Below are 24173 nucleotides of genomic sequence, written 5' to 3'. Positions count from 1 at the left end.
TCACCTCACCAGACAAGAGTTCCGAGCACAGTTTCAACTAGTTTAGTTACACTTAATGTCCAGCGGGAGAGCGTTTTGGGCTCTATTTCCGCCAGTCTGAAGTTGTTCAGATGTTTGCTTTCTAAAAGAACGGTATGCTCAGGATCAATCTCAGCAGAGAGGAGAAGCTTATCGCTTAACAATTGGAATGTAGTCTCTGCCCCTTCACCGCTCCAGACCTGCTCTGTCGCAGAGCCATCGTCGAATGTGAATCTAATGGGAACGTCAACATAATGGCTCCCTTTGTTTGTAATCTTTACAATGGATTCATAGCTCTGAGCATCGCTGTTGCCATTCTTTTTGATCGTAATCGTATCTACTGAGAAATCAGGAGCACCACCACCATAAATATAATCTTCGAAATAAGGCTGCCATGATTTTTTGGTTATCTTCTCAACGACTTTTTGAAAATCAGACGTAGTGGGGTGCTGGAAACGGAATTTACGTGCGTAAGTGGACATGATGCTGTTCATTGCCTTAGTGCCAACTTGCCGTTCAATATCCTTAAGTACTAGCTTTCCGCGAATATACACATTCCGGCTATAGGATTCTGTCCCGGCATATCTCCATGTCTCTAAATTTAGCGGCTCTGATTTGGTCACCAAGCTGGACTGAAGAGGGAGATTCGTTTTGATGCCATATTCTTGCTCCATGAGTCTGTCTTCAGCATAAGAAGTGAAGCTTTCGTCTAGCCAAGCCTCTTCGAATTCATTGCTGGCTACCATGCCGTAAAAGTATTGATGGCCAATTTCATGAACGACGGTTCTTTCAAGTGAGGTGTCAGGAGAAGAGTCTGTGGCTCCAAACGCTGTAATGAGTGTTGGATACTCCATTCCTCCAGCCCCATTCCCCTCCTTAGGCGGAACGATAATAGACAGAGTCGAGTAGGGATAAGGACCATACCATTTGCTGAAGTAGGTCAGAGCTGCCTTAGCGGCCTGAAGGTATCGTTCCTTTAAGTCTTTGTGTAATGGATCGAGATACACCTTAATCCGTACACCAGGCACTTCTGGCGTAGAGAAGGCTTCTTCGGCTACTGTAAAATCAGGGGATGCCGCCCACGCAAAGTCATGGACATCGTCAGCGTAGAATTGATATATTTTTTGATCTTGCTTTAGCTTGGCATTCTTCACAGGAAATCCGGTCGCAGCTACCGTGTAGTCGGAAGGAACCGCAATCGTTACATTAAAGATTCCAAAATCGCTGTAAAATTCAGAGGTGCCGTGGTACTGATGCAAATCCCAGCCTTCCTCCTTAACCCCACGTGTGCCCATAGGCTCGTATACACTAAGTTTAGGGAACCATTGCCCAGCCATCACGAAATTTCCTGATGCGCCCATACGGGCAAATATTTTGGGGAGCTGGACCTCGTACTGGAGTTTAAGCGTGACACTTTCTCCGCCATTAACCGGCTGTGGGAGATGAACCTTTAGGAGTGTCTTATCGTTGACGTTACCATCATCGGGTTGTACAAATTGCACTCTTTGCATTAGTGATGTTCCTTCTGATGTGCGCAAATCGGTTAAAGTCATACTTCCGAAGCCGTTCTCTGGCATGGTGTCACCTCTGAGCGTTCCTCCGGACTCCTTCATAAAGGTAGTATCTGGTGAAGAAAAGGCATTTGGATACATATGAAAATATAGATCACTTACCGGTTTTACACCGGGGTGTGTCCAGGTTACCGTCTCAGAAGCGATTAAGGTTTCTGTATCAGGAACAAGCTGAACATTGATGTGATACTCGACAACTCGTTGACTTAATGCCTCTTCTGCTGGAACGGGGGCGCTATCAGGCAGTGTCTGCTGTGGTGCAGCTGCAGGAGCTGTGCCGCTTGAGGACTTGGCCTCTTTTAAAACAAAGCTAGTAACAGAAGATGTAGAGTTATCCCCCGAATAGACCCATATGCCTCCTAATAGCACGAGGGTGGCCAGGGTCGCAAAGATGATGATGTACCTTAATGACAGTGACTTCATAGTGTGATTCCTCCCGTGACAAGCATCTACGGGATGTATATGTTTGCAATCGCCGCATTATTAGCTAAAATTAAATTATTCGTAAGAGGAAGGGTGTGCACTCGTGGACAACATACAACCGGAGGGCAAGAAACAGATTGCCTTAAATATTGTGAATGCAAAAAGTAAACATAAAGGCTTTGGGGCAGGCTCTATAGAGCTCAATAACGTATCACCTGTCATTATTGATGGCGGGGAAGCAGTCATTGATATCGGTGCCATGCATGCCAAGAGTAAGGTTGAAAAGGGTATTAAATTCTCCATGAACCGTGAAGATGTACCTAATGGTAGACAGGTTTGGGTGGTATGGGTAGCAGTGGATCGTACACAGGATAGTCAATTCTATGGTGGAATAACGGCCTGCGAAATGTGGATCGATACGGAAGCGCGTCGCGGATGGAAAATTCTCGCCGAGCATGTCAATAAGTTGGATGCTGCTCTAAAACGAAAAATCGATGTGGAAGGGCTTGGCGCAGTTGAAAAAGCTGCCCTCAAATCCCTCTTGATCTCTCATAATGAGGCATGGTGGACTGCGTCCTCCGATGAGCTTAAGGCTGCACTGACCGAGTAGGTCAAGATTACCTGATACAGAAAAAAGGCTTCGACATCCTGAAATAGGAGAGTCGAAGCCTTTTTGAATTGAACACAATGAATTAGTTCACGATTTGCCTGCCGTACTAAGCTTGCGTTTGAGTTGACTTACTCTGGCTTGACTGATCCCAAGAATTTCAGCAAGCTCTTTCTGATTGGCATATGGATGTTCTTCTATGGCCTGTTCCAGGCGTTGACACATATCCTCTGTCTTCGTCTTCCGGATCGTGCTGCTGTGCTCTGACACTTCGCCTGCAAAATCTTGGCGCGTCTCAGGCACTTGAGACATGCGTTCAGGGTCGGCAATTTCTTTTAGACAGCTACTGCAAATAAATTGCTCTTTATAGTAGGTGACATGGTCGTGGCTTCTGCAAAACGTACATTCTGTCGAGGTGTACTTCCTGAGTATGATGGTGTTATCGTTTAATATAAAAAATTCGATAGGATCACCAATGTCGATATTACGAGTCATACGGATTTCTGCGGGAACCACAATTCTCCCAAGACTGTCTAAACTCCGGATCATGCCTGTATCCTTCATCCCATGTCCCTCATTTACATCTTTATATTTTGGTTGCTACTAACTATTATAGCAGTAATTGTGAGTTAAGAGAATGGGGTGAATATAATTAATGAAGCGGTTACATCCTTTGTGGGAGAGGTGAAAATTGAGTTTGGCCATCCTATGAATTCTACAATAAATAAGTAATAAAAAAGAAAAACCTCTTCAATTAATGAAGAGGTTAATTCAACCACCAGCGTTTAATATTGTTCCACAGGGAACGACTTTCTTCAGCAGGATCTACTTTGCTTTGTACATCATCGACAGCGGGAGCTTTGCCATGCTGATCACAGTATTCGGTGGGCTCAGTTCCACTAATGAAAGTCTCCAGTTCTTTTTCGGGACAGGCTGCTGTAGCTAGCTTACCGGATTGCGGATTGATGTATACACTGACTACGCCATCTGGAATGGGAAAAATCTTAGGCGGGATATTTTCCAACGCTTTTTCAGTAAACTCCGCGAAAATTGGAGCTGCCCGTCGACCATCGGTAGTTGTGATGTCGCGCCCCTTGTCATATCCAACCCAAACTGCAGTGGATAGCTCGGGGGTGAAGCCTACCATCCAGCCGTCTGTATCCGTAGTTCCAGTCTTGCCAGCTACCGGACGTTTGATTATAGAAGCTACGCGATTTCCTGTCCCCCCAGTCTCAAATACCCCCTCCATTAAACGGGTCAACACATAGGCGGCAGAAGGCTCTACAATGGCTTCACCTTTTGGCTGTGGTGCTTCATACAGCACCATACCATTAGAATCCGTTATTTTTAGAATGGCTGTGGTGGGCATTTTCTGACCACTGTTTCCAATAACAGCAAATGCCGCAGCCATTTCTAGCGGACTGATCGGTGAGGTACCGAGTGCCAGTGACGGCACGCTTTGAAGCGGACTATCAATGCCCATCTTGCCTGCCATCTCGCTCACCTTATCCGCGCCGATTTTCATGATCGTATTCACAGCATAGATATTGTCGGATGCTGCAATGGCTTGTCGCATATTGATTTCGCCCAGATACTTATCCCCGAAGTTCCGAGGCTGGTAGGTTTTGCGATTGTTATCATAATGGAACATCGTTGGCTGGCTTTTGAAAACGGAAAGACCAGTCATCTCTTTAGAAGAGAGTGCTGCTAAATACATGATCGGCTTAAAGGACGAGCCAGGCTGACGTGTGGTGGCTAGAGCATGGTTGTATTGGTTGGTACGATAATTTTTTCCGCCGACCATAGCTTTAATGTAGCCAGTGCGAGGATCGATGGAAACAAGAGCGGTCTCCAGATCACTCTTTTGATCCATCTCTTTGTCGACTGCTTGTTCTGCGGCATGCTGTATGTCAGGGTCAAGGGTAGTGTAAACATTTAGTCCCCCTTGTTCCAGCTCATCACTGCTGATGTGAAGAGATTCTGTGGCCAGATTGCGGATATAATCTCTGAAATAAGGTGCAACCACAGTGGTATCCTTCTGGCCTTGTGGTTTTAAGTTCAAGTCCTCCTGAACAGCCTGTCCTGCTTCTTCTTGTGTGATTTCTCCTAAATTGGTCATGACAGTTAAAATGATTTTTTGCCGTTTTTTAGCGTTGTCTAAATGATTGTACGGCGAATAATAGGTGGGTCCTTTTGGAATCCCAGCTAGCATGGTACTCTCTGCCAAGTCTAAGTCTGCTGCAGATTTACCAAAATACATTTGAGAGGCTGCTTCAATGCCATAGGCACCATGGCCATAGTAGATGTTATTTAAATACATGTTCAAGATTTCATCTTTGCTGTATTTCATCTCGAGCTGCATCGTATACAAGGCTTCTTTAGCTTTACGCGTCCACGTCTTCTCGTGGGATAGATAAAGATTTCTCGCGAGCTGCTGAGTTAGCGTGCTAGCCCCCTGCGTTCGGTTTCCCTCTTCCAGATTGACGAGCACGGCCCGAGCCATCCCCTTCATGTCAAATCCGGAATGCTCGTAAAATTTACGGTCCTCGACGGCTAGTGTGGCTTCAATGAGCAGGGGAGAAATTTGACTTAATTTGACCGGTTCACGGCTACGCCCGTCTGAGGTAAAGGTGGCAAGAATATTGCCCCTGGAGTCGAGTAGCTTGGAACGCACATCGTCGCCAATGGGAGGGAGATCTTTTTGGTATAGGTAACCGAGCAGAGCTCCCGTGGTCAGTAGAAACAATATAATCATGGCTACCAGCAGCCGGAATAAACGGCGGAAGCGGCTTTTTCGTTTGGATGGACTCGTTGATTCACGTGACATGACACCAGACTCCCTTCTCCTTGTATTATGGGAAAGGAACTGGAAGGATATTCATTGTATAACTAGGTGATCTGTTAAAGGGACTATCGCTGGAAGAGATTTAAATAGGAGATGACAAACTGTTTCCATTTTGTGACTATTCAATGGTGGATCATGCGTGCTTCAGGAGGTATAAAAGAGTAGAGATTGAAAGCTAGGGTATATATACAATAGGAGGTGTCACTATGAACTGGACGAAAAAGATTCACAGAAAGACAATAACCGCCCTTTCGGCGACGCTAATAATGGTTTCAGGCTGGGGCGCATCAGCTTCTTCTGTACATGCTGCGGCATCGGCTACACCAGCGGCGTGCGGCACTGGAGATCATGGGCTACTACAGTCTCTGCAAAACAAGCATTCAGGAGACGTATCCACACCGCTTACCTTTTCTGATGTTCAGTTTCTGAATGGAAATATCGGACGGGCAGCAGGCAATGGATTTATGATTGGCACTTCTGATGGAGGCTGCAATTTTCAAGAAATTTATGAAGGCCAATGGAGCTTTAAACAGATTGATTTTCCCGATAACGTGCATGGTTTTGCCCTTGCTTCTGTAGAAGACGGTCAAGCTCGATATTTAATCAGTACCTCTAATGGCGGCTCAGAATGGAAACGACTTTCGAATAAAGCTGTTAGCTTTGAAAGAATCGATTTTATCGACAGTAAGATTGGCTTCGGGTATAACAGGGCATCAACGTATTACACCAAGGACGGGGGACTTAGCTGGAGTATGATTTCAACCCCATCCAATACACGCGGTGCTTATTTCAGTGATCGTAATACCGGCTGGGCCGTTGTAACTGTGCCTGGAACCAGCTACCGGGTATTGAAGACTGAAGATGGTGGAAAAACTTGGAGTTTATCATTAAAGGTAGCCTTTACCGATCCAGAGTATGGGCAAATCACTTCAAAGGGAGATCAAGTTGATGTGGTTCTCTTTGGCGGCTCAGGGATGAGTCAAACCTCATACTCCCTATATACAAGTACGAATAAGGGTAAAAGCTGGAATAGAGTGATCGCTCAGGAAACTGCTGGGGGTGGGCCTGCTCCGGGTAGTGGGAAAGCTGTAGTAAATAAAGGGCCTGCTTCTGGCAGACCGGGAAATTTGGAGCTGATAGGGAACAATACGACCTTCTTGGTGGGTTATTCCGACGCAGCAGAAAAAGTAGCGGTAGGACGCACATATAACGGTGGCAAGCAGTGGACCAATCTTCCGGCGATTGCTGGGTATGAAGGAGTAATCTCGTTCACTAGTAATAAAGAAGGCTGGCTAGCCGTTCGCGAACGCGATTATTCATCGTTATATGTAACTAAAGATGGCGGCGCATCTTGGCAACTTAGATTTTCGTTGAAAATTTTGTCCTTGTAACGGGCGGGTTAGTAAAGGTAGCGAGCATAGCTTTTAGTTTTCTAAACGGTTCCTAAGGGAACCGTTTTTTTGTAATTATGAAGTTGGTTGCACTTGTGTACAGTTTTACTACATGTTCCAAGTGTGCTTTTATCCATCAATATGGTAAAATTTTATGAGCTAAGCTAGATCTAATGGATTCTGAGATTGAAATGCTTCTTTGAACTGGATATAGTGTACAATGGGAAAGCGAATAGGCCTTTGAATGAATATAAAAATGTTTAAGTTTTACGACAGGCGTTTTTCTTATGCAGAATGCAGAGGCTTGCAGAATGGAGGAACGTGTGATGCCCGAACTACAGTCTAACAAATATGACGTCTCTATTACGCTCGTGAGCCTTCAAGATGGTCAGCGGAATGTTATGAAAGCGAATGGAGAGGTAGTATCCAAAGGACCGCATCTATATATTCAATATGAAGAGTTAGAGCAAGGCCCTCGAGGAGAGGAAATTTCTGTTCGTACAACAATAAAGATTGCAGGCAATCAGCTAAAGCTAATCCGCCACGGTGGGATACAGTCGGAACAGAGCTTTCAATCCGGACGGCGTCTGCCGGGATTCTATCGTTCACCATATACACAGTTTAATCTTTCTACAGAAACGAACAAGCTGGACGTGGTGCGCGAAGGGCGCTCCCTAACGGTTGCATGGGAATATAATTTGTACGTATACGAGGAATTGTCAGGAAAGTTTGCTATTAGTTTGCATATACAGGAGGAACCGAAATTATGACACAGAGAAAGAATCCGTTGGAGCTAGTGAATGAACGGGTAAAAGAAGCCATTGCCGATGCAATTGTAAATGCAGGAATTGTTGCACCGGAAGAGGTTCCGGATATCGTACTGGAAGTACCAAGAGATAAGGCACACGGTGATTTGGCTACGAATGCTGCTATGCAGCTGACCAAGATCGCAAAACGTAACCCGCGCCAAATTGCTGAGGCAATTATAGAACATTTGGATACTAGCAGCGCTTCTATTGAAAAAGCTGAGATTGCCGGACCAGGCTTTATTAACTTTATGTTGTCCAAGAATTATTTGTATCCAATTATCAGCCTTGTTGCTGAGCAGGGTGATGATTATGGCCGTATTAACATCGGTCAAGGTCAGAAGGTTGAAATGGAGTTCGTCAGCGCTAATCCAACGGGTAGCCTTCATTTAGGACATGCTCGTGGTGCTGCTGTCGGTGATGCGCTTTGCAACGTGCTCGATTATGCAGGCTATCAGGTGACACGGGAATATTATATTAATGATGCCGGTAACCAGGTAGTCAACCTGTGCAAATCCATTGAAACTCGTTACCTGCAGGAGCTGGGTCAAGAAGCAGAAATGCCTGAAGACGGTTACCATGGCGAGGACATTAAGGGATTTGCTAAAGAGCTTGTGGCTGAAAAGGGTGATACACTACTCGAAATGAGCCCAAGTGACCGCGCAGCTTTTTTCCGGACTTATGGACTTAATAAAGAGCTCGATAAAATCAAACGTGATCTGGGACTATTTCGCGTAAACTTCGATATCTGGTTCAGTGAGACTTCCCTGTACGAGAACGGAGAAGTGTTACGCTCGCTAGACGAGCTTCGTGATCGTGGAGAAGTTTATGAGCAGGATGGGGCAACCTGGCTGCAAACGACTAAGTATGGCGATGATAAAGACCGCGTTCTGATTAAGAACGATGGCACATACACCTACCTTACACCGGACATTGCTTATCACAGCGATAAGTATGGCCGTGGTTACGATAAAATGATTAACATTTGGGGTGCGGATCATCATGGCTATATTCCGCGGATGAAAGCGGCGATGTCAGCACTTGGCAATGACCCTGAGAAGTTAGTGGTTCTGATTGCTCAGATGGTCAGCCTGTTCCAGAATGGTGAAAAGGTTAAAATGTCGAAACGTACCGGCAAAGCGGTTACGATGGAAGATTTGATGGAAGAAGTAGGAATCGATGCGATTCGTTATTTCTTCACTATGCGTAGCATGGATTCCCATCTCGATTTCGATATGGACTTGGCGATCTCTACTTCTAATGAGAACCCTGTATTCTACGTTCAATATGCGCATGCGCGTATCTGCAGCATCTTCCGTCAGGCAGAGGAGCAAGGGATCTCCATTCCTGATTACGCTGAGATTGACTTCTCCAAGCTGACAGCAGTGCATGAATATGATCTGCTGCGCAAAATTGGTGAGCTCCCAGCAGAAATTGCTGTTGCGGCTGAAGGTTATGCTCCACATCGCCTCATCCGTTATGTATATGAGCTGGCTGCGATGTTCCACAGTTATTACAAAGCTGAACGTGTAATCACTGAGGATGCCGCTCAAACCGTGGCACGTCTTGCACTGCTTGGTGCTGCGCGTACCACCATTGCTAATGTCCTGCGTCTTGTCGGTGTTTCTGCACCGGATCGCATGTAATTGAGGCATCAAACGACAAAAAATCCGCCTTCCGGTTCTCTGGGAGGCGGATTCTATTTTGTGCCGTTCTTCGCACCGGCACAAGCTGCGCTCACGTCAGAGTGACCCACCCGGTGCCCGGGCAGGGTCTATACGTTGGCGGAGACTGCCCGCTTGGCCCTCACTCCTGCTTTCAGCAGGCGTAGGGCATCGGCAGCGCCGCCGCCAAGGGATGCGCGTCGCTGCCCCTTGCGCAGCCGCACCGGGGACGCGGTGCGGCGCAAGAGCAGCTTCAGCTCCCTTGGCGAGAGCCCCGGTCGCACCGCGAGCAGCAGTGCAGCGGCTCCCGTGACATGCGAGGTCGCCATGGAGGTGCCGCTCATCTCTTTGTAGCCCTCCTTCAGCCAACAGGAGGTAACGCCTTCGCCGGGGCCATAGACATCGATATAAGAACCGCGGTTGCTGAAGCCAGCAACACGATATCTTTTATCGATGGCGCCCACGGCAATCGTCTCAGGATAACGTGCGGGATAGTCTCCGCCACGTTTTCCATCATTCCCGGATGAGGCGATGACAGCGATTCCGGCTCGGTACGCTTTAATAACCACATTGTGAAGCGCTTTGCTTCTAGTTTTCATTCCGAAGCTCATATTGATGATATCAATTTTGTTCTGTACGCACCAATCAATGCCCAGTACAATGTCCGATACATACGCGGAGCCGCTATGATCAAAAGCCTTGACTGGATATAGCAACGCTCGTGGAGCCACTCCCATCATACCGCGTGTTCCTCCTGCCGCAGCTAGAGTGCCGGCGATATGAGTCCCGTGTCCATTATCATCTAGCGGCAACATTCCGCGGTGTAGTAGGTTGACCCCAGAGGCTAATGAATGCTTCAGATCGGGATGGCGGTAATCAGCACCTGTGTCGATTACACCGATTTTGACGTGAACTCCGGTTGATTTGGACCATGCCTGAGGAGCATGAATGGCTTTTACTCCCCAAGGGAGTGTGGCGTTACCGCTCTTTTCGTTAGCTATGGAATGGATTTGTATTTGTAGATCCTCTTCGACATTTAGGAGGTCTGAAAAACGATTCATTAGTTTTCCAGCTCCGGCAGCAGGCACAAAAAAGGCCCGAATCAGCGGAGATACCTGCACTTGCCGCAGCTCAGGCTGCTTCGCTTTCAGCGCCTTCCATTGTGTGAATGCCCCGGCATACTGGCGGGGATCATTGAAGGTAAGAATACGCCGCTCACCATTGTTGGGGGCAACCGATATTTCTTCAAGAAGCATGTGCCAAAATTTGTAATATTCCATAGGTTTCGCTGTCCCCTCCTCGGTGCCCTGCTGCCATATTGTATGAGTGGAAGAGGGGGTCCGAATGGGAACTTGCCCTTTTTTAACGAAATGGGCTGCCCATCGTGTCAAAAGACGGCGCTTTACATAAAATAGACAGAAGAGATTAACACTCTCTTTGTAACATCACGTAAGGAGCCGATCCTTGGCGTGGATACAGTCATGCGCGGAGGGTTTCCTCCGCCTTTTTTTATTTAAAAGGAATTATAAGTTTCTCACGGGTACATATGTTTTGGGTTTATCCTTCTTCAAGATGGAGACAGGTATCTGTTATGGATAACAGCCTGAAGGCTCTTTCTGTTAGCTGTTACCGCTTTTGACTTGCAATTTGTTGTCAAATAGGTTTTACTTAGTTTTGTTAATGGATATTATTGAAATAAACCGTAATGTGAACAATGCGTGAGAGGAAGTGTCCTTTAGTGAGTACGCCACTCAATTTAAAGCTAGACCCTGAGAAAGTTAAAGAAATGCCGATGGTGGATTTGGCCTTTCTAGTGCTTAAGGCAGCCAATACACCGTATTATTACCGTGATCTGATGGTCGAGGTAGCCAAGTTGCGCGGCATGACCGATCAACAAAGCCAAGATACTATTGCCCAGTTATATACCGAGATTAACATTGATGGGCGTTTTGCCTGTGTCGGAACCAACCTTTGGGGATTGAAACGCTGGTATCCTCTAGAGCGCTCTGATGATCCGGTTGGTAACACCAAACGTGTGCGTATCATCAACGATGAAGACGATGATTTGGAAGATGACGACTTTGCTGAAGAAGAAGAAAACTACGCTGCTGAAGAAGAGGATTTCGACGCTATCGATGAAGATCGCGACGACCTCTATTCCGACGACGACAGCGAAGAAGAAGTCGACGAAGATGTCGTGATCGATGAAGATGACATAGACGAAGATGACTCCGATGAAGACGATGCAGAAGATGACTCCGATGAAGACGATGCAGAAGCCGACAAGTAAGATAAATAATTTCAAAGAGTCTTGCTGATGGTATAATTCCTCCCTTGACAGTGGGGGAACGTCAGAGTAAACTATTGCATGGGCTTATCATGTAAGTTAATAAACGCGTTTCTTAAAATAAAAAGTGCCCCGGTTCTACGGGTGTCACTTTTTTGTTTTTTTAGATGCAAAGTAGCTGTAGTTTTATGTAATTTGCGGGACTACGTTTTATGTTTTCCCCGGTGAATCAAACTTTTGATTTCCCCTGTTTTGATGATAGTAAAACGGGTTACGATAAACACCATGCGCCGCTTTTATGTCTGGACTTTATTTAGGAGGGTTTTACAGTGACAAAGTATATTTTTGTAACGGGTGGCGTTGTGTCTTCCCTGGGCAAGGGCATTACCGCCGCTTCGCTGGGCAGGCTGCTCAAAAACAGAGGTCTAAAGGTAACGATTCAGAAATTTGATCCGTATCTTAACGTAGACCCTGGAACGATGAGTCCTTATCAGCACGGTGAAGTATTCGTAACCGATGACGGTGCGGAGACTGACCTTGACCTTGGACACTATGAACGGTTTATTGATATTAATCTGTCAAAGAACAACAATGTGACGACAGGTAAGATCTATTCATCCGTAATCAGCAAGGAACGTCGTGGAGAGTATTTGGGCGGAACTGTACAAGTTATCCCACACATTACGAATGAGATCAAAGAACGCGTGTTCCGTGCAGGCCGCGAGACCAACTCTGATGTTGTAATCACAGAGATTGGTGGAACCGTAGGTGATATTGAAAGTCTTCCGTTCCTGGAAGCCATTCGTCAGATCAAGAGTGATATCGGACGGGAAAATGTGATGTATATCCACGTAACCTTGATTCCTTATATCAAGGCTGCTGGAGAAGTGAAGACAAAGCCGACACAACACAGTGTTAAAGAGCTGCGCAGTATCGGTATTCAACCGAATGTCATCGTGTGCCGTACGGAATATGAGCTTTCCGCAGATATGAAAGCGAAGATCGCACTCTTTTGCGATATTGATGCTAATGCTGTTGTGGAATGCCGCGATGCTTCAACGTTGTACGAAGTTCCATTGAATCTTCGTGATGAAGGATTGGACGAGATTGTTGTTAATCATTTGAAGCTTACAACACCTGCGCCAGATATGCGTGAATGGGAAAGTATGCTTGAACGGATCCAGAAGCTTGAAAAAACAGTGGAAATTGCGATTGTTGGTAAGTACGTAGCACTGCATGACGCTTATTTGAGCGTTGTTGAATCACTTTCACACGCAGGCTTTGCTGCTAATGCAGAGGTTAAGATTCGCTGGGTGAATGCAGAGGAAATTACGGATGAGAACGTGGATGAAATGCTGCGTGGTATTGGTGGTATTCTTGTTCCTGGTGGTTTCGGTGATCGGGGAATTGAAGGTAAAATCTCCGCGATCCGTTATGCCCGTGAGAAATTGATACCTTTCTTCGGAATTTGCTTAGGTATGCAAGTTTCCGTAATCGAATATGGCCGTTCTGTTCTAGGTCTACAAGGTGCGAATAGCTCCGAAATCGATCCGAACACACCATATCCACTGATCGATCTGCTTCCTGAGCAGAAGGATATTGAAGATATGGGCGGTACTATGCGTCTTGGCTTGTATCCTTGTAAGATTGCTGAGGGTTCCCTGGCAATGTCTTGCTACGATGATGAACTGGTTTATGAGCGCCACCGTCACCGGTATGAGTTCAACAATACTTACCGCGATGAGATTGAAAAAGCAGGTCTGGTTATTTCCGGAACCTCTCCAGATGGCCGTTTAGTTGAGATCGTAGAGCTTCCGGGACATCCTTGGTTCTTGTCGGTTCAATTCCATCCGGAATTCACTTCACGTCCGAACCGTCCACAACCGTTGTTCCGTGATTTCGTCAAAGCTTCTTTGACTCATTCCGAACAGCAGTAATTTTGTAAATATAATCGGAACCTACGGGTTCTGTATCAAACCTGAAGAGCCTCCCATAGGAGGCTCTTTTTTTTAACTATTCAAAAGTATAAGTTGTTCATCTATCCTTTATGTCTAATATTTCTCACTTAAACGCTTACCGTCCTTATAGGGACGCCGAAGGTGTTTATGCCTGTTTGTCCATTTTGAAGAGCTGTGTAAATGACATCACTGTAATTCAGACTCTTTATTTACCCATTTTATCCAATTAGCAGGATTTGAGCAGTGAAGCACGAATAATAGGTTTCGTATGGGTTAGTTTCTGAAGGGGCCGTTAGCTGTGGAGAGCGCGGTATAGTCAATCTGGCTTAATCTCTGGGAGGGTATTATATGGAAAAAAAGAAAGTGTTAATTGTCGATGATCAGAATGGGATTCGGATTCTTCTTATGGAAGTGTTCAATAGCGAAGGATATACGACATATCAAGCAGCTAACGGAAAATTGGCCTTAGACATTGTTCGCAGTGAGTCTCCTGACTTGGTTTTGCTCGATATGAAAATACCGGGAATGGATGGACTCGAGATTCTGAAGCATCTGAAGGAACTAAATCCATCCATTAAGGTCATAATGATGACCGCTTATGGGGAGCTGGATATGATTAAGGAAGCAACCAAGCTAGGCGCATTGATGCATTTCACAAAGCCATTTGACATCGATGAAATGCGGGTAGCGGTCAATATGCATCTTCATAATAAGTCTGTAGATCAATGCAGTTAAAGTGATATTTTCTGTATCGATTCTATTTGGTAATGGTGATTATAAACAGTTTGAGTGCAAATGCTATACGGGCTGGATAAAAATCGTCCCACCGGGACATTTTTTTGTTTATCCTATTTAGTATTTGACTCAGGATGTGTTATAATAAGCCTGTATGTGATGTCGGTTTAAAAACATAGCCAACCAACATTCTTAGGAGGATGAAACCATGCCATTAGTATCTATGACAGACATGTTGAACAAAGCACTTGAAGGAAAATACGCAGTAGGTCAGTACAACATTAACAACTTGGAGTGGACACAAGCTATTCTTGGTGCCGCTGAACAAGAGAAATCACCAGTAATCCTTGGTGTATCCGAAGGCGCAGCACGTCACATGGGCGGCTTCACTACTGTTGTTAAAATGGTAGAAGGTCTAATTATCGATATGAATATCACAGTTCCTGTAGCGATCCACCTTGACCATGGATCTAGCTTTGATAAATGTAAAGCAGCAATTGATGCTGGATTTACATCCGTAATGATCGACGGTTCCCACCACCCAATCGATGAGAACATTGATATGACTAAAAAAGTCGTTGAATATGCTCACGCTAAAGGTGTTTCTGTAGAAGCAGAAGTGGGTACTGTTGGTGGACAAGAAGACGACGTTATCGGCGGCATCATGTATGCTAAGCTTGATGAGTGCGTACGTATTGTTAAAGAAACAGGTATCGACACTTTGGCTCCTGCACTAGGTTCCGTTCATGGACCTTACCATGGCGAGCCTAACCTCGGATTTAAAGAAATGGAAGAAATCCGCGACGCTACTAACATCCCAATGGTTCTTCATGGTGGTACAGGTATTCCGGAACATGACATCAAGAAAGCTATCTCCTTGGGTACTTCCAAAATCAACGTAAACACTGAGAACCAAATCGTGTTCGCAAAAGTGGTTCGCGAAGTTCTAGCTGCTAAACCTGATGCTTACGATCCACGTACATTCATCGCACCAGGTCGCGATGCGATCAAAGAAACCGTTATCGGTAAAATCCGCGAATTTGGATCCAACAACAAAGCCTAATCATTGTTAGCTTCCGCCACAGGTGGACAAGCAATTTGTAAAGGGCAGGGTGTAGCTCTGCCCAGTTGAATAGTTTGATGAGGAAAGCACACCGCTTAGCCGGTGTCTTTCCATTTTCATCACTAAAAGTCCACAGCACGTATTGCCCACACAGCTGCAATACACGTAGGGGGAAATTGATAAATCTATGGAAAAATTAATGATTGGCGGTGGACGTCCGCTAGAGGGCGTTGTAACCATCAGTGGAGCAAAGAATAGTGCTATTGCACTTATTCCTGCGGCGATTTTGGCCGAATCTGAAGTTGTTCTTGATAATTTACCGTCCCTTAGTGATGTAGCCGTTTACTCCGAAATCTTGCAAGAGCTTGGCGCAAGTGTATCTTGGTCAGGCAACCAGATGAAAATTGATCCTTCGCGTATTGTATCTATACCTATGCCTAATGGTCCGGTTAAGAAACTTCGAGCTTCGTATTATATGATGGGAGCTCTACTTGGAAGATTCAAAGAAGCGACAATTGGTCTACCCGGTGGTTGTAACTTCGAACCTCGTCCAATCGATCAGCATATCAAAGGATTTGAGGCACTGGGAGCAACAGTTACCAACGAACATGGTTCTATCCACTTATATGCTAAAGAGCTACGCGGTGCGAAGATTTATTTAGACGTATCAAGCGTAGGTGCCACTATTAACATCATGCTGGCGGCTTCACGTGCCAAAGGCTCCACAATTATTGAAAATGCGGCTAAAGAGCCTGAGATTATAGATGTAGCAACCCTATTGAACTCTATGGGCGCTGTTATTAAAGGCGCCGGTACAGAAACCATCAGAATTGAAGGGGTATCGGAGATGCACGGTTGCCGTCACTCCATTATTCCCGATCGGATTCAAGCAGGAACTTATATGATTGCCGCTGCGGCTACGCGTGGTAATGTGTTAATAGATAACGTTATTCCTAAGCACTTGGAAGCTTTAACGGCCAAGCTTTTAGAGATGGGCGTTGATATTGAAGAGCTTGACGAAAGTATTCGCGTTATAGGTAGAGCTAAATATGAGCACGCAGATGTCAAAGCGTTGACCTATCCTGGCTTTCCTACAGATTTACAATCTCCTATGACAAGTATGTTGACACAGGCGGAAGGCGTTAGTGTGCTTAGCGATTTCGTCTACAGCAACCGTTTTAAACATGTGCCAGAATTGGTACGAATGGGCGCGAAAATACGCGTTGAAGGCCGTTCTGCAATTATTGAGGGTGGTAAGCTTAACGCTGCAAAGGTGAAAGCTACTGATTTACGGGCAGGCGCTGCTCTTGTCATTGCTGGATTGACAGTAGGGGATGGGATCACCGAGGTGACCGGCGTAGAATATATTGACCGTGGTTATGATAATTTAGTGAGCAACCTTCGACAACTTGGTGCTCATGTTTGGCGTGAGAACGAATAAAATTAGGATATCCCATTTGGAAGGAGGTTTATTTGCTTATTTACCGCATATATCCTTCCAAATTGGGTATTAATATCCTAATGGGCATTTTAATAGACTCATCATTTTGCCTAGTAGATAGACTAGGGCGAACTCATTTAAAAATTGAATAGGTGGTTATTACATGGATCTTCAAATTTCCGATTTGGAAGAAATGAAGCTGACCGAGTTGTATAAGCTGGCAAAGAAATACCAGATCCCTTATTACGGACAGCTGAAGAAACGGGAACTGATCTTTGCGATCCTTCGGGCACAGGCAGAGCAAAGCGGTCTTATGTTTATGGAAGGCGTACTGGAAATTCTACCCGAGGGCTATGGATTTCTAAGGCCGATTAACTATTTGCCTAGCGCTGAAGATATTTATATCTCAGCCTCACAAATTCGGAAGTTTGATCTCAGAAGCGGAGATCTTGTATCTGGGAAATGCCGGACGCCGAAAGAAAATGAACGATATTTTGGCCTGCTTCAAGTCAATGCTGTTAATGGCGAGAACCCTGCTAGCGCAGCGGAGCGACTACATTTTCCGGCATTAACACCACTTTATCCGCAAGACAAGCTACCGCTTGAAACATCCCCTACTCATTTGTCTACCCGAATAATGGATTTGCTCGCTCCTGTAGGTTTGGGGCAGCGGGGTTTGATTGTAGCACCTCCTAAAGCAGGAAAAACGCTCCTCTTGAAAGAAATTGCCAATAGTATTTCCACTAATAATCCTGAGATTGAACTCTTTGTATTGCTAATAGATGAGCGTCCCGAAGAAGTAACTGATATGCAGCGTTCAGTAAAAGGCGAAGTTGTTGCATCGACGTTTGATGAGCTTCCAGAGAATCATATTAAAGTGGCTGAACTTGTGTTGCAAAGAGCTCTTCGTTTAGTTGAGCACAAGAAGGATGTAGTTATTCTTTTAGATAGCATTACCCGTCTTGCACGTGCTTATAATCTTGTGGTACCACCATCTGGACGCACGCTTAGTGGGGGGATTGACCCAGCAGCCTTTCATCGGCCGAAACGGTTTTTTGGCTCTGCACGGAATGTAGAAGAGGGCGGTTCACTGACTATTTTAGCAACTGCTTTAATTGATACCGGATCGCGTATGGATGATATTATTTATGAAGAGTTTAAGGGTACTGGTAATATGGAGCTTCATTTGGACCGCAAATTGGCGGAACGCCGTATATTCCCTGCTATTGATATTCGTCGTTCAGGTACACGTCGTGAAGAAGTGCTCTTGAGCAAAGAAGAGCTTGATACGATATGGGCGATTCGCAAAAATATGAATGAATCCTACGATTTTGTGGAGGGATTCATCAAAAAGCTGCGTGATACAAAGACTAATGCTGAATTCTTAGCATCATTTGACGTTGCGGGAGCTAAACAATCGCCAAATGGAACTGCAAGTAGCGGAGGAACTTCCAACAGTGGTACGGCTGCTCGTCGCACAACACGGGCAAAGACTTCTTCAGTACCTACAACTTGAGAATTGATAATAAGAGGAGACTAACATGTATTTGGTATATGCCGACGGGCAAGGAAACGTATATGATCATCCAGAACTGTACGGGCTAGCCCGTAGTGGGGATATGATCGTTGAAATGTTGGAGGAAGAGTTGATTCCGCTGCCTGAAGGAGCTACTCTTGTGGGCTTGCCTAGTACGCGGGCTGTGGGTATGGATCCTGAGACAGGTGAAATGATGGCGTTGCCGGATGGCTCACAGGCTGTAGGCGCACTGCTGCCTCAGGGCTATACTCGCTTGTGTCTTCCTGGGTATGTAAAGACAGATAAGTCTTACAAACTTCCTCTGTTTGGGTATTCGGCTGTAGTGTGGAAGGATGGCGGGTTCTATGTTGCTGCGGATCCAACCGATAATCCGGAGAAGTGGAACCCACTGAACTGTGATAAACAGGATCTTGAGGTAAGCGTTGGCGAGTTGACTGCCAAATATCCTGATAACCGTCTCTATGAGCATCTTTCTAACTGTGCGCTTGGTTATGAATGCCTGACTTCCTCCAACACCTTCTTAGGGCGTTGGGAGGGCGGTGTGCCTGTCTCTTATTCATGTAATGCTGGATGTTTTGGCTGTATTTCTGAGCAACCTGATGATAGTGGTTTTGTGTCTCCTCAGACTCGGATGAATTTCCGACCAACGGTCAATGAAATTTCACAAGTTATGTTGGAGCACTTGAAGACGCCTGAATCGATTATCAGTTTTGGACAAGGCTGTGAAGGTGAGCCTTCTACGCAGGCAAAACTTATTATAGAAGCAATCCGTGAAGTACGCTCGATTACTGACATGGGCTACATTAATATCAACACCAATGCTGGCTTAAGCGATCATATTCGTGGAATCGTCGATGCTGGGCTGGATTTGATGCGTGTCAGCACGATTAGCGCTCTAGATGATCATTACAATGCTTATTACAAACCACGTGGCTACACATTGGCTAATGTAGAGAAGTCTTTGAAATATGCTGCCTCGCAAGGTGTTTACACATCGATTAACTATCTGATTTTCCCTGGAGTAACTGATCGCGAAGAAGAGATTGAGGCGATGGTGGAGTTTGTAAGACGTACGGATCTGAAGCTTATTCAGATGCGTAATCTGAACATTGATCCAGAGAGTTATTTGGAGTTAATTCCTCCTGCTAAGGGTGAAATTCTCGGCATGAAGACGATGCTGGAAATTTTCCGGGACGAATTGCCGGATGTTGTTATTGGTTCTTACACACATGTACCACCAGCAAATATGGCTCGGGTAAAGCAACGGCAACTCAACATTTAATAGATTAAATGTACCAATGAATTACCAATGAAACATATTGATCAATTGAATTTTTCGTGCTAAAATACCACAGTGTAATCATATAACTCTGGGTCCGCATGAGGCTTAGGGCATGAGAGGTGAAATTCAAAATGCAAGCAGCAATTCAACCAAAGTATAACTTAACTAAGGTAACCTGCGCATGTGGCAACTCTTTCGAAGCTGGCTCTGTTAAACAAGAGCTTCGTGTTGAAATTTGCTCCAGCTGCCATCCTTTCTTCACTGGCAAGCAGAAGTTCCTGGATGCCGGCGGTCGCGTTGATAAATTCAAGAAGAAATACGGTATCTAATTGGAATAGCCGCTTAGCGGCTTAATGGTTAGATCGAGCTCCCAGCTTTCTCGCTGGGGGCTCATTTTATGTCTTGGAGTTGATTTTTGTCCGAGCGTGAGCTATACTTATCTTCGCCGTGCTAGACGGGGAGGTAGCGGTGCCCTGTAACTCGCAATCCGCTGTAGCGAGGTTGAATTCCTGTTAGAGGTGCTATCGATGTGAGGCCTTGGTTCCTACGGGCTGTGTTGACGGTTGGGTCCTCCGCAATGAGTGCTTATGAACCTGGTCAGGTCCGGAAGGAAGCAGCCATAAGTAAGTTTACTCTTGTGCCGGAGGGTGGCCTAGCCCGAGCAGTCATGTAGGGTTGCCGCTTGGATCGTAGTCATCAATAACAGGTGCACGGTTTATAATTCTGTTTATAACAGCATCTTTGCCACAAGCAAAGATGCTTTTTGTTTTTGGTCAATAGCCGATGAATATAGTATAATAAATTTGCGACAAATGCCGGGAAAGAGGCAGCCTAAGAGAGGGTAATGCATAGTGGAACATATCGCGCTGTACCGTGCTTGGCGGCCGCAGTCGTTTCAAGACATGGTTGGACAACAGCACATTATCCAAACGCTGCAGAACGCAATTCGTGAACAGCGGGTTTCGCATGCCTATCTGTTCAGTGGTCCGCGGGGAACTGGTAAGACAAGTGCTGCTAAAGTCTTAGCGAAAGCGGTCAATTGTGAACGTGGGCCAGGTCCGGAGCCTTGCAACGAGTGTCCTTCCTGCTTGCGAATCACTGCGGGTAATGTGATGGATGTGCAGGAAATAGACGCGGCATCGAACCGGGGCGTAGAAGAGATTCGCGACCTCCGGGACAAGGTGAAATATGCACCTACCGAGGTGCGCCGTAAAGTGTATATTATTGATGAAGTGCATATGCTGACAACAGAAGCATTTAATGCGCTATTAAAGACATTGGAAGAACCGCCGTCACATGCAATGTTCATCCTTGCGACTACGGAACCTCATAAATTGCCAGCGACGATCATTTCTCGTTGTCAGCGTTTTGACTTCCGCAGAGTAGCTTTGGAAGAGCAGACATCACATCTAAGTGCTATCTGTGAGAAGGAAGGGATTACAGCCGATGTTAACGCATTGCAGTATATTGCCCGCCTTTCTGATGGGGGTATGCGCGATGCAGTGAGTTTGCTGGATCAGATTTCATCTTTTACAGATGGCAAAGTTACGTACGAACAAGTGCTGGGGATGACCGGAGGAATACCCTCTGAGCAATTTGCGCGTCTTGCCACTGCCATATTGGAAGGTGATATGGGTCTTCTGCTGGAGCTTGTTGAACAGCTTATGCATGAAGGTAAGAGTGCTGATAAATGTCTAGAGAATCTTATGTATTATTTCCGTGATTTATTGATGATTAAGATGGTACCTGGGGCCGATCAACTGACGGAGCGAGTGCTAAATCCCGCCGAGTTTAAAGATATGGCCACCGCATTTTCCCGGGATCGTCTGTTCCAGATCGTAGATACACTTAATAAGTACCTGGGTGAAATGAAATATGCTACTCATCCGCAGACTTTGTTTGAAGTCGCGCTGATGAAGCTTTGTAGCTTGCAGCAAGAGGAAAGTGAGACCGTATCAGCTACTCCGTTAGGTGCATTGCAGGCTGGATCAGGGGCGAATGCTCCTGCAGTCCACTCTGGTGAACTGGATCTGCTCAAGAGACAGATTACTGCGCTGGAGAAAAAGCTGGAGCAGGCATTGCAGTCCGGCGGTATTTCCGGAGGTGGGCGAGATGGTGCCTCTTCTGCGAAATCGAATCCGACTCCAAGTTCTGCGCCTAGAATCTCTGCTACCTCCAAAATGCCTCCAAATGTTGATAAGTTTATTGCTGGTAAGGATAGTCCTGATTTTGCAGCTATCTACAAACAGTGGAGTCTTGTCTTGCAAGGGGTAAAAGAGGAGAAGGTAACGGTTCATGCGTGGTTTGTAGACGGAGAACCTGTATCTGTAATGGACGATGCTGTGCTTGTTGCGTTTAAGAACACGATTCATCGTGATACAACGGAGAAGCCAGCAAACAGACAGGTCATTGAGAATGTGTTTGCAGCGCGTCTTGGTAAACCTTATAGACTAGTAACTATAATGCAGCGCGATTGGAACGAAGCCGCTCAGAAGTCAGTGGGACAGCCTAGCAAGGAAGAGTTGCGGCTAGAGCATGAACATGATACTGCAGATGCGAAATCTGAACCTTGGATTGATGAGGCTATCCAGCTTTTTGGAGAAGACCTTGTTGTCATAAAAGAGTAATGTAAGCATACTAGCGCAAATTGCGCATTCCAAAGGAGAGATGATGTATGAATAATATGAACCAAATGATGAAGCAAGTTAAGAAAATGCAGGAGCAAATGCTTAAAGCTCAAGAAGAACTAGGTGGCAAGGTGATTGAAGGCACATCAGGTGGCGGTGTAGTTACAGTTCAAGTTAATGGCCACAAAAAGTTGCTTTCTATCCAAATCAAGCCAGAAGCTGTTGATCCGGAAGATGTTGAAATGCTACAGGATTTGGTAATCACTGCAGTTAATGATGCTTTGACTCAAGCTGAAGACCTTGCGAACAATGATATGGGTAAATTTACTGGTGGAATGAAGATCCCAGGCTTGTTCTAATTCACTCACTCCACTTTCTTCTAAAGGAGAATTATTAATTTGTATTATCCCGAACCGCTAGCCAAGCTGATCGATGCTTTTACGCGCTTGCCCGGGATTGGGCCGAAGACAGCCGCCCGGTTAGCTTTTCATGTGCTTAACATGAAAGAGGATGACGTCATTGATTTTGCTAAAGCGCTAGTAAGTGTCAAGCGTAATCTTCATTATTGCTCCGTCTGCTGTAATATTACGGATACGGACCCGTGTAAGATATGTCAGGACAAAACTAGAGATCCTTCAGTAATCTGTGTGATCCAAGACTCCAAGGATTTGGTGGCAATAGAACGAACCAAAGAGTTTAATGGGTATTATCACGTTCTTCAGGGTGCGATTTCACCTATGGAAGGTATAGGCCCTGATGATATTCGCTTGAAGGAATTATTGACTCGTTTGAGTGATGAAAGAGTGAGTGAGCTTATCATGGCGACCAACCCCAACATTGAGGGTGAGGCAACGGCGATGTATATTTCTCGTCTAGTTCGGCCTTTTGAGATTAAAATCACCAGAATAGCCCATGGCTTGCCTGTTGGTGGCGATCTTGAATATGCCGACGAGGTTACCTTGTCCAAAGCGTTGGAAGGTCGTCGTGAGCTATTCTAGTAGCTCTAAAGTCGTGTTTTTCAAAAGGAGGCCCCTTGGGCCTCCTTTTTTTGTTCTAAGTTTGTCCCTATCCCGATATGAATGAGAATAACGAGATGTAATTTTGCATCGAAATTATTCTGAGGAGGAATGAGTAATGGGATGGTGGAGCTCATTGTGGCGGGGAGTAGACGAAGAACAGGGTAGAAAAGATACGGAGGGCTGGGAAACGTTGCTGGAGGTTCGTAAGGCGCAATCTGAGTGGGAGAGAGCGTACCTAATGTTTGATGAAGCGTTGGGCCAAGATCAAATTGATTATGCTATTTATATCTTAGAGGCAGCAGAGCGTAAGTATCAGATACATCTCAAACATGCAAAGAGCATTGGATTAAATAGCAGTCAGATGTAGGCGCTAGTTAATAGGAAATATAGGAGGGATCAACATGCTAAGAATGTTAGCTATAGGAGTACTGGTCATATCGGTTGTGTTGTTGAGTGTAATTGTATTCCGGAAAAAACTTGGTTTTGGATGGCTTAGTCTGTTCGGAGCTCATTTGGTATTAGCTGCGCTCGCGATATATGTAGTGAATTTCTCGGGTTTAATCACACAAGTTCATATTCCTCTGAATCCCGCAACCATAGGCGCAGTAACGGTTCTTGGCCTTCCGGGCGTAGTAATGTTAATAGGATTAAGAATTATTTTGTTTTAATGCTTGACGTAAGTTTGAAAAATATGATACATTAAGTCTCGCCCCTTTGGACAAGATGTTGAATAACAACTTGCTGAAACGGTAAGCGAAAAAAAGAAATTAAAAAAAACGCTTGACGAAAACAAAGGTGCTGTGATATATTATAAAGGTCGCTGCTGACAAGCAACGACAACGAAAGATGAGACATTGATCTTTGAAAACTGAACAACGAGTGAGTAGGAAATCACGTAA

The 24173-nt window shown here is 45.4% G+C and carries 21 protein-coding genes and 1 other RNA gene; 18 read left to right on the top strand and 4 right to left on the bottom strand.

Annotated elements, in window-relative coordinates; translation table 11 throughout:
- Positions 1-5: 5 nt before the first annotated feature.
- The gene (locus ACWNM1_RS23135) at positions 6-2012 is read right to left on the bottom strand and encodes a M1 family metallopeptidase (protein WP_449602792.1); all 2007 of its coding nucleotides are present in this window, start codon (positions 2010-2012) and stop codon (positions 6-8) included.
- Between the two features lie 103 nt (positions 2013-2115).
- On the opposite strand from ACWNM1_RS23135, the gene ACWNM1_RS23130 reads away from it, so the two are divergent.
- Positions 2116-2622: a YwhD family protein gene (locus tag ACWNM1_RS23130; protein WP_449602791.1), complete on the top strand. Its 507-nt coding sequence runs from the start codon at positions 2116-2118 to the stop codon at positions 2620-2622.
- A gap of 87 nt (positions 2623-2709) precedes the next feature.
- On the opposite strand, the gene ACWNM1_RS23125 is transcribed toward ACWNM1_RS23130, so the two are convergent.
- Together ACWNM1_RS23125 and ACWNM1_RS23120 are read right to left on the bottom strand one after the other, a co-directional pair.
- Positions 2710-3183 carry an AbrB/MazE/SpoVT family DNA-binding domain-containing protein gene (locus tag ACWNM1_RS23125; RefSeq protein ID WP_449602790.1) on the bottom strand — a complete coding sequence of 158 codons (474 nt, stop codon included), beginning with the start codon at positions 3181-3183 and terminating at the stop codon, positions 2710-2712.
- Between the two features lie 202 nt (positions 3184-3385).
- On the bottom strand, positions 3386-5446 hold the full coding sequence (locus ACWNM1_RS23120; RefSeq protein WP_449602789.1) for a transglycosylase domain-containing protein: 2061 nt from the start codon (positions 5444-5446) through the stop codon (positions 3386-3388).
- 224 nt (positions 5447-5670) lie between these two features.
- On the opposite strand from ACWNM1_RS23120, the gene ACWNM1_RS23115 reads away from it, so the two are divergent.
- The 3 genes from ACWNM1_RS23115 (at position 5671) to argS (ending at position 9307) form a co-directional block, all read left to right on the top strand.
- Complete coding sequence (locus ACWNM1_RS23115; protein WP_449602788.1) at positions 5671-6855, top strand: WD40/YVTN/BNR-like repeat-containing protein; 1185 nt, start codon at positions 5671-5673, stop codon at positions 6853-6855.
- A 326-nt stretch (positions 6856-7181) separates the two neighbouring features.
- Positions 7182-7625 (top strand): DUF1934 domain-containing protein, encoded by a 444-nt coding sequence (locus ACWNM1_RS23110; protein WP_449602802.1) that lies wholly within the window; start codon positions 7182-7184, stop codon positions 7623-7625.
- The gene (gene argS / locus ACWNM1_RS23105) at positions 7622-9307 is read left to right on the top strand and encodes an arginine--tRNA ligase (protein ID WP_449602787.1); all 1686 of its coding nucleotides are present in this window, start codon (positions 7622-7624) and stop codon (positions 9305-9307) included. Before ACWNM1_RS23110 ends, argS begins: the two co-directional genes overlap by 4 nt.
- A 128-nt stretch (positions 9308-9435) precedes the next feature.
- On the opposite strand, the gene ACWNM1_RS23100 is transcribed toward argS, so the two are convergent.
- Complete coding sequence (locus ACWNM1_RS23100; RefSeq protein ID WP_449602801.1) at positions 9436-10605, bottom strand: S8 family peptidase; 1170 nt, start codon at positions 10603-10605, stop codon at positions 9436-9438.
- Positions 10606-11063: 458 nt separating this feature from the next.
- Here ACWNM1_RS23100 and rpoE point away from each other — a divergent pair, with 458 nt between their 5' ends.
- The 14 genes from rpoE to ACWNM1_RS23030 all read left to right on the top strand — a co-directional run bounded on the left by rpoE (position 11064) and on the right by ACWNM1_RS23030 (position 23942).
- The gene (gene rpoE, locus ACWNM1_RS23095) at positions 11064-11615 is read left to right on the top strand and encodes a DNA-directed RNA polymerase subunit delta (RefSeq protein ID WP_042183972.1); all 552 of its coding nucleotides are present in this window, start codon (positions 11064-11066) and stop codon (positions 11613-11615) included.
- 326 nt (positions 11616-11941) lie between these two features.
- On the top strand, positions 11942-13549 hold the full coding sequence (locus ACWNM1_RS23090; RefSeq protein WP_042183974.1) for a CTP synthase: 1608 nt from the start codon (positions 11942-11944) through the stop codon (positions 13547-13549).
- A 369-nt stretch (positions 13550-13918) separates the two neighbouring features.
- The gene (locus ACWNM1_RS23085; protein WP_449602786.1) at positions 13919-14305 is read left to right on the top strand and encodes a response regulator; all 387 of its coding nucleotides are present in this window, start codon (positions 13919-13921) and stop codon (positions 14303-14305) included.
- A 208-nt stretch (positions 14306-14513) separates the two neighbouring features.
- Positions 14514-15368: a class II fructose-1,6-bisphosphate aldolase gene (gene fba / locus ACWNM1_RS23080; protein ID WP_036679934.1), complete on the top strand. Its 855-nt coding sequence runs from the start codon at positions 14514-14516 to the stop codon at positions 15366-15368.
- A 187-nt stretch (positions 15369-15555) separates the two neighbouring features.
- Positions 15556-16809 (top strand): UDP-N-acetylglucosamine 1-carboxyvinyltransferase, encoded by a 1254-nt coding sequence (locus tag ACWNM1_RS23075; protein ID WP_060623903.1) that lies wholly within the window; start codon positions 15556-15558, stop codon positions 16807-16809.
- A gap of 163 nt (positions 16810-16972) precedes the next feature.
- Entirely contained in the window at positions 16973-18325 is a 1353-nt protein-coding gene (gene rho, locus ACWNM1_RS23070) for a transcription termination factor Rho (RefSeq protein ID WP_042123234.1), read from the top strand.
- Between the two features lie 25 nt (positions 18326-18350).
- Positions 18351-19628, top strand: coding sequence for a radical SAM protein (locus tag ACWNM1_RS23065; RefSeq protein ID WP_042183978.1), 1278 nt, complete (start codon positions 18351-18353; stop codon positions 19626-19628).
- Positions 19629-19759: 131 nt separating this feature from the next.
- The gene (gene rpmE / locus ACWNM1_RS23060; protein WP_042123239.1) at positions 19760-19957 is read left to right on the top strand and encodes a 50S ribosomal protein L31; all 198 of its coding nucleotides are present in this window, start codon (positions 19760-19762) and stop codon (positions 19955-19957) included.
- Positions 19958-20073: 116 nt separating this feature from the next.
- An RNA gene (gene ffs, locus ACWNM1_RS23055) (signal recognition particle sRNA large type) lies at positions 20074-20342 on the top strand.
- A gap of 137 nt (positions 20343-20479) precedes the next feature.
- The gene (gene dnaX, locus ACWNM1_RS23050; RefSeq protein ID WP_449602785.1) at positions 20480-22255 is read left to right on the top strand and encodes a DNA polymerase III subunit gamma/tau; all 1776 of its coding nucleotides are present in this window, start codon (positions 20480-20482) and stop codon (positions 22253-22255) included.
- 47 nt (positions 22256-22302) lie between these two features.
- Positions 22303-22614, top strand: coding sequence for a YbaB/EbfC family nucleoid-associated protein (locus ACWNM1_RS23045; RefSeq protein WP_449602784.1), 312 nt, complete (start codon positions 22303-22305; stop codon positions 22612-22614).
- A 39-nt stretch (positions 22615-22653) separates the two neighbouring features.
- A complete protein-coding gene (gene recR, locus ACWNM1_RS23040; protein WP_042123249.1) occupies positions 22654-23253 on the top strand; it encodes a recombination mediator RecR in 600 nt (199 codons plus the stop codon).
- Between the two features lie 136 nt (positions 23254-23389).
- Complete coding sequence (locus tag ACWNM1_RS23035) at positions 23390-23641, top strand: DUF2508 family protein (RefSeq protein WP_339268124.1); 252 nt, start codon at positions 23390-23392, stop codon at positions 23639-23641.
- A gap of 43 nt (positions 23642-23684) precedes the next feature.
- Complete coding sequence (locus ACWNM1_RS23030) at positions 23685-23942, top strand: pro-sigmaK processing inhibitor BofA family protein (protein WP_371915754.1); 258 nt, start codon at positions 23685-23687, stop codon at positions 23940-23942.
- Positions 23943-24173: the final 231 nt, after the last annotated feature.

This window comes from Paenibacillus sp. Marseille-Q9583, from assembly GCF_976954365.1.
The sequence above is the reverse complement of the archived record's forward strand: the minus strand, read 5'-3'. Positions and strand labels throughout refer to the sequence as shown.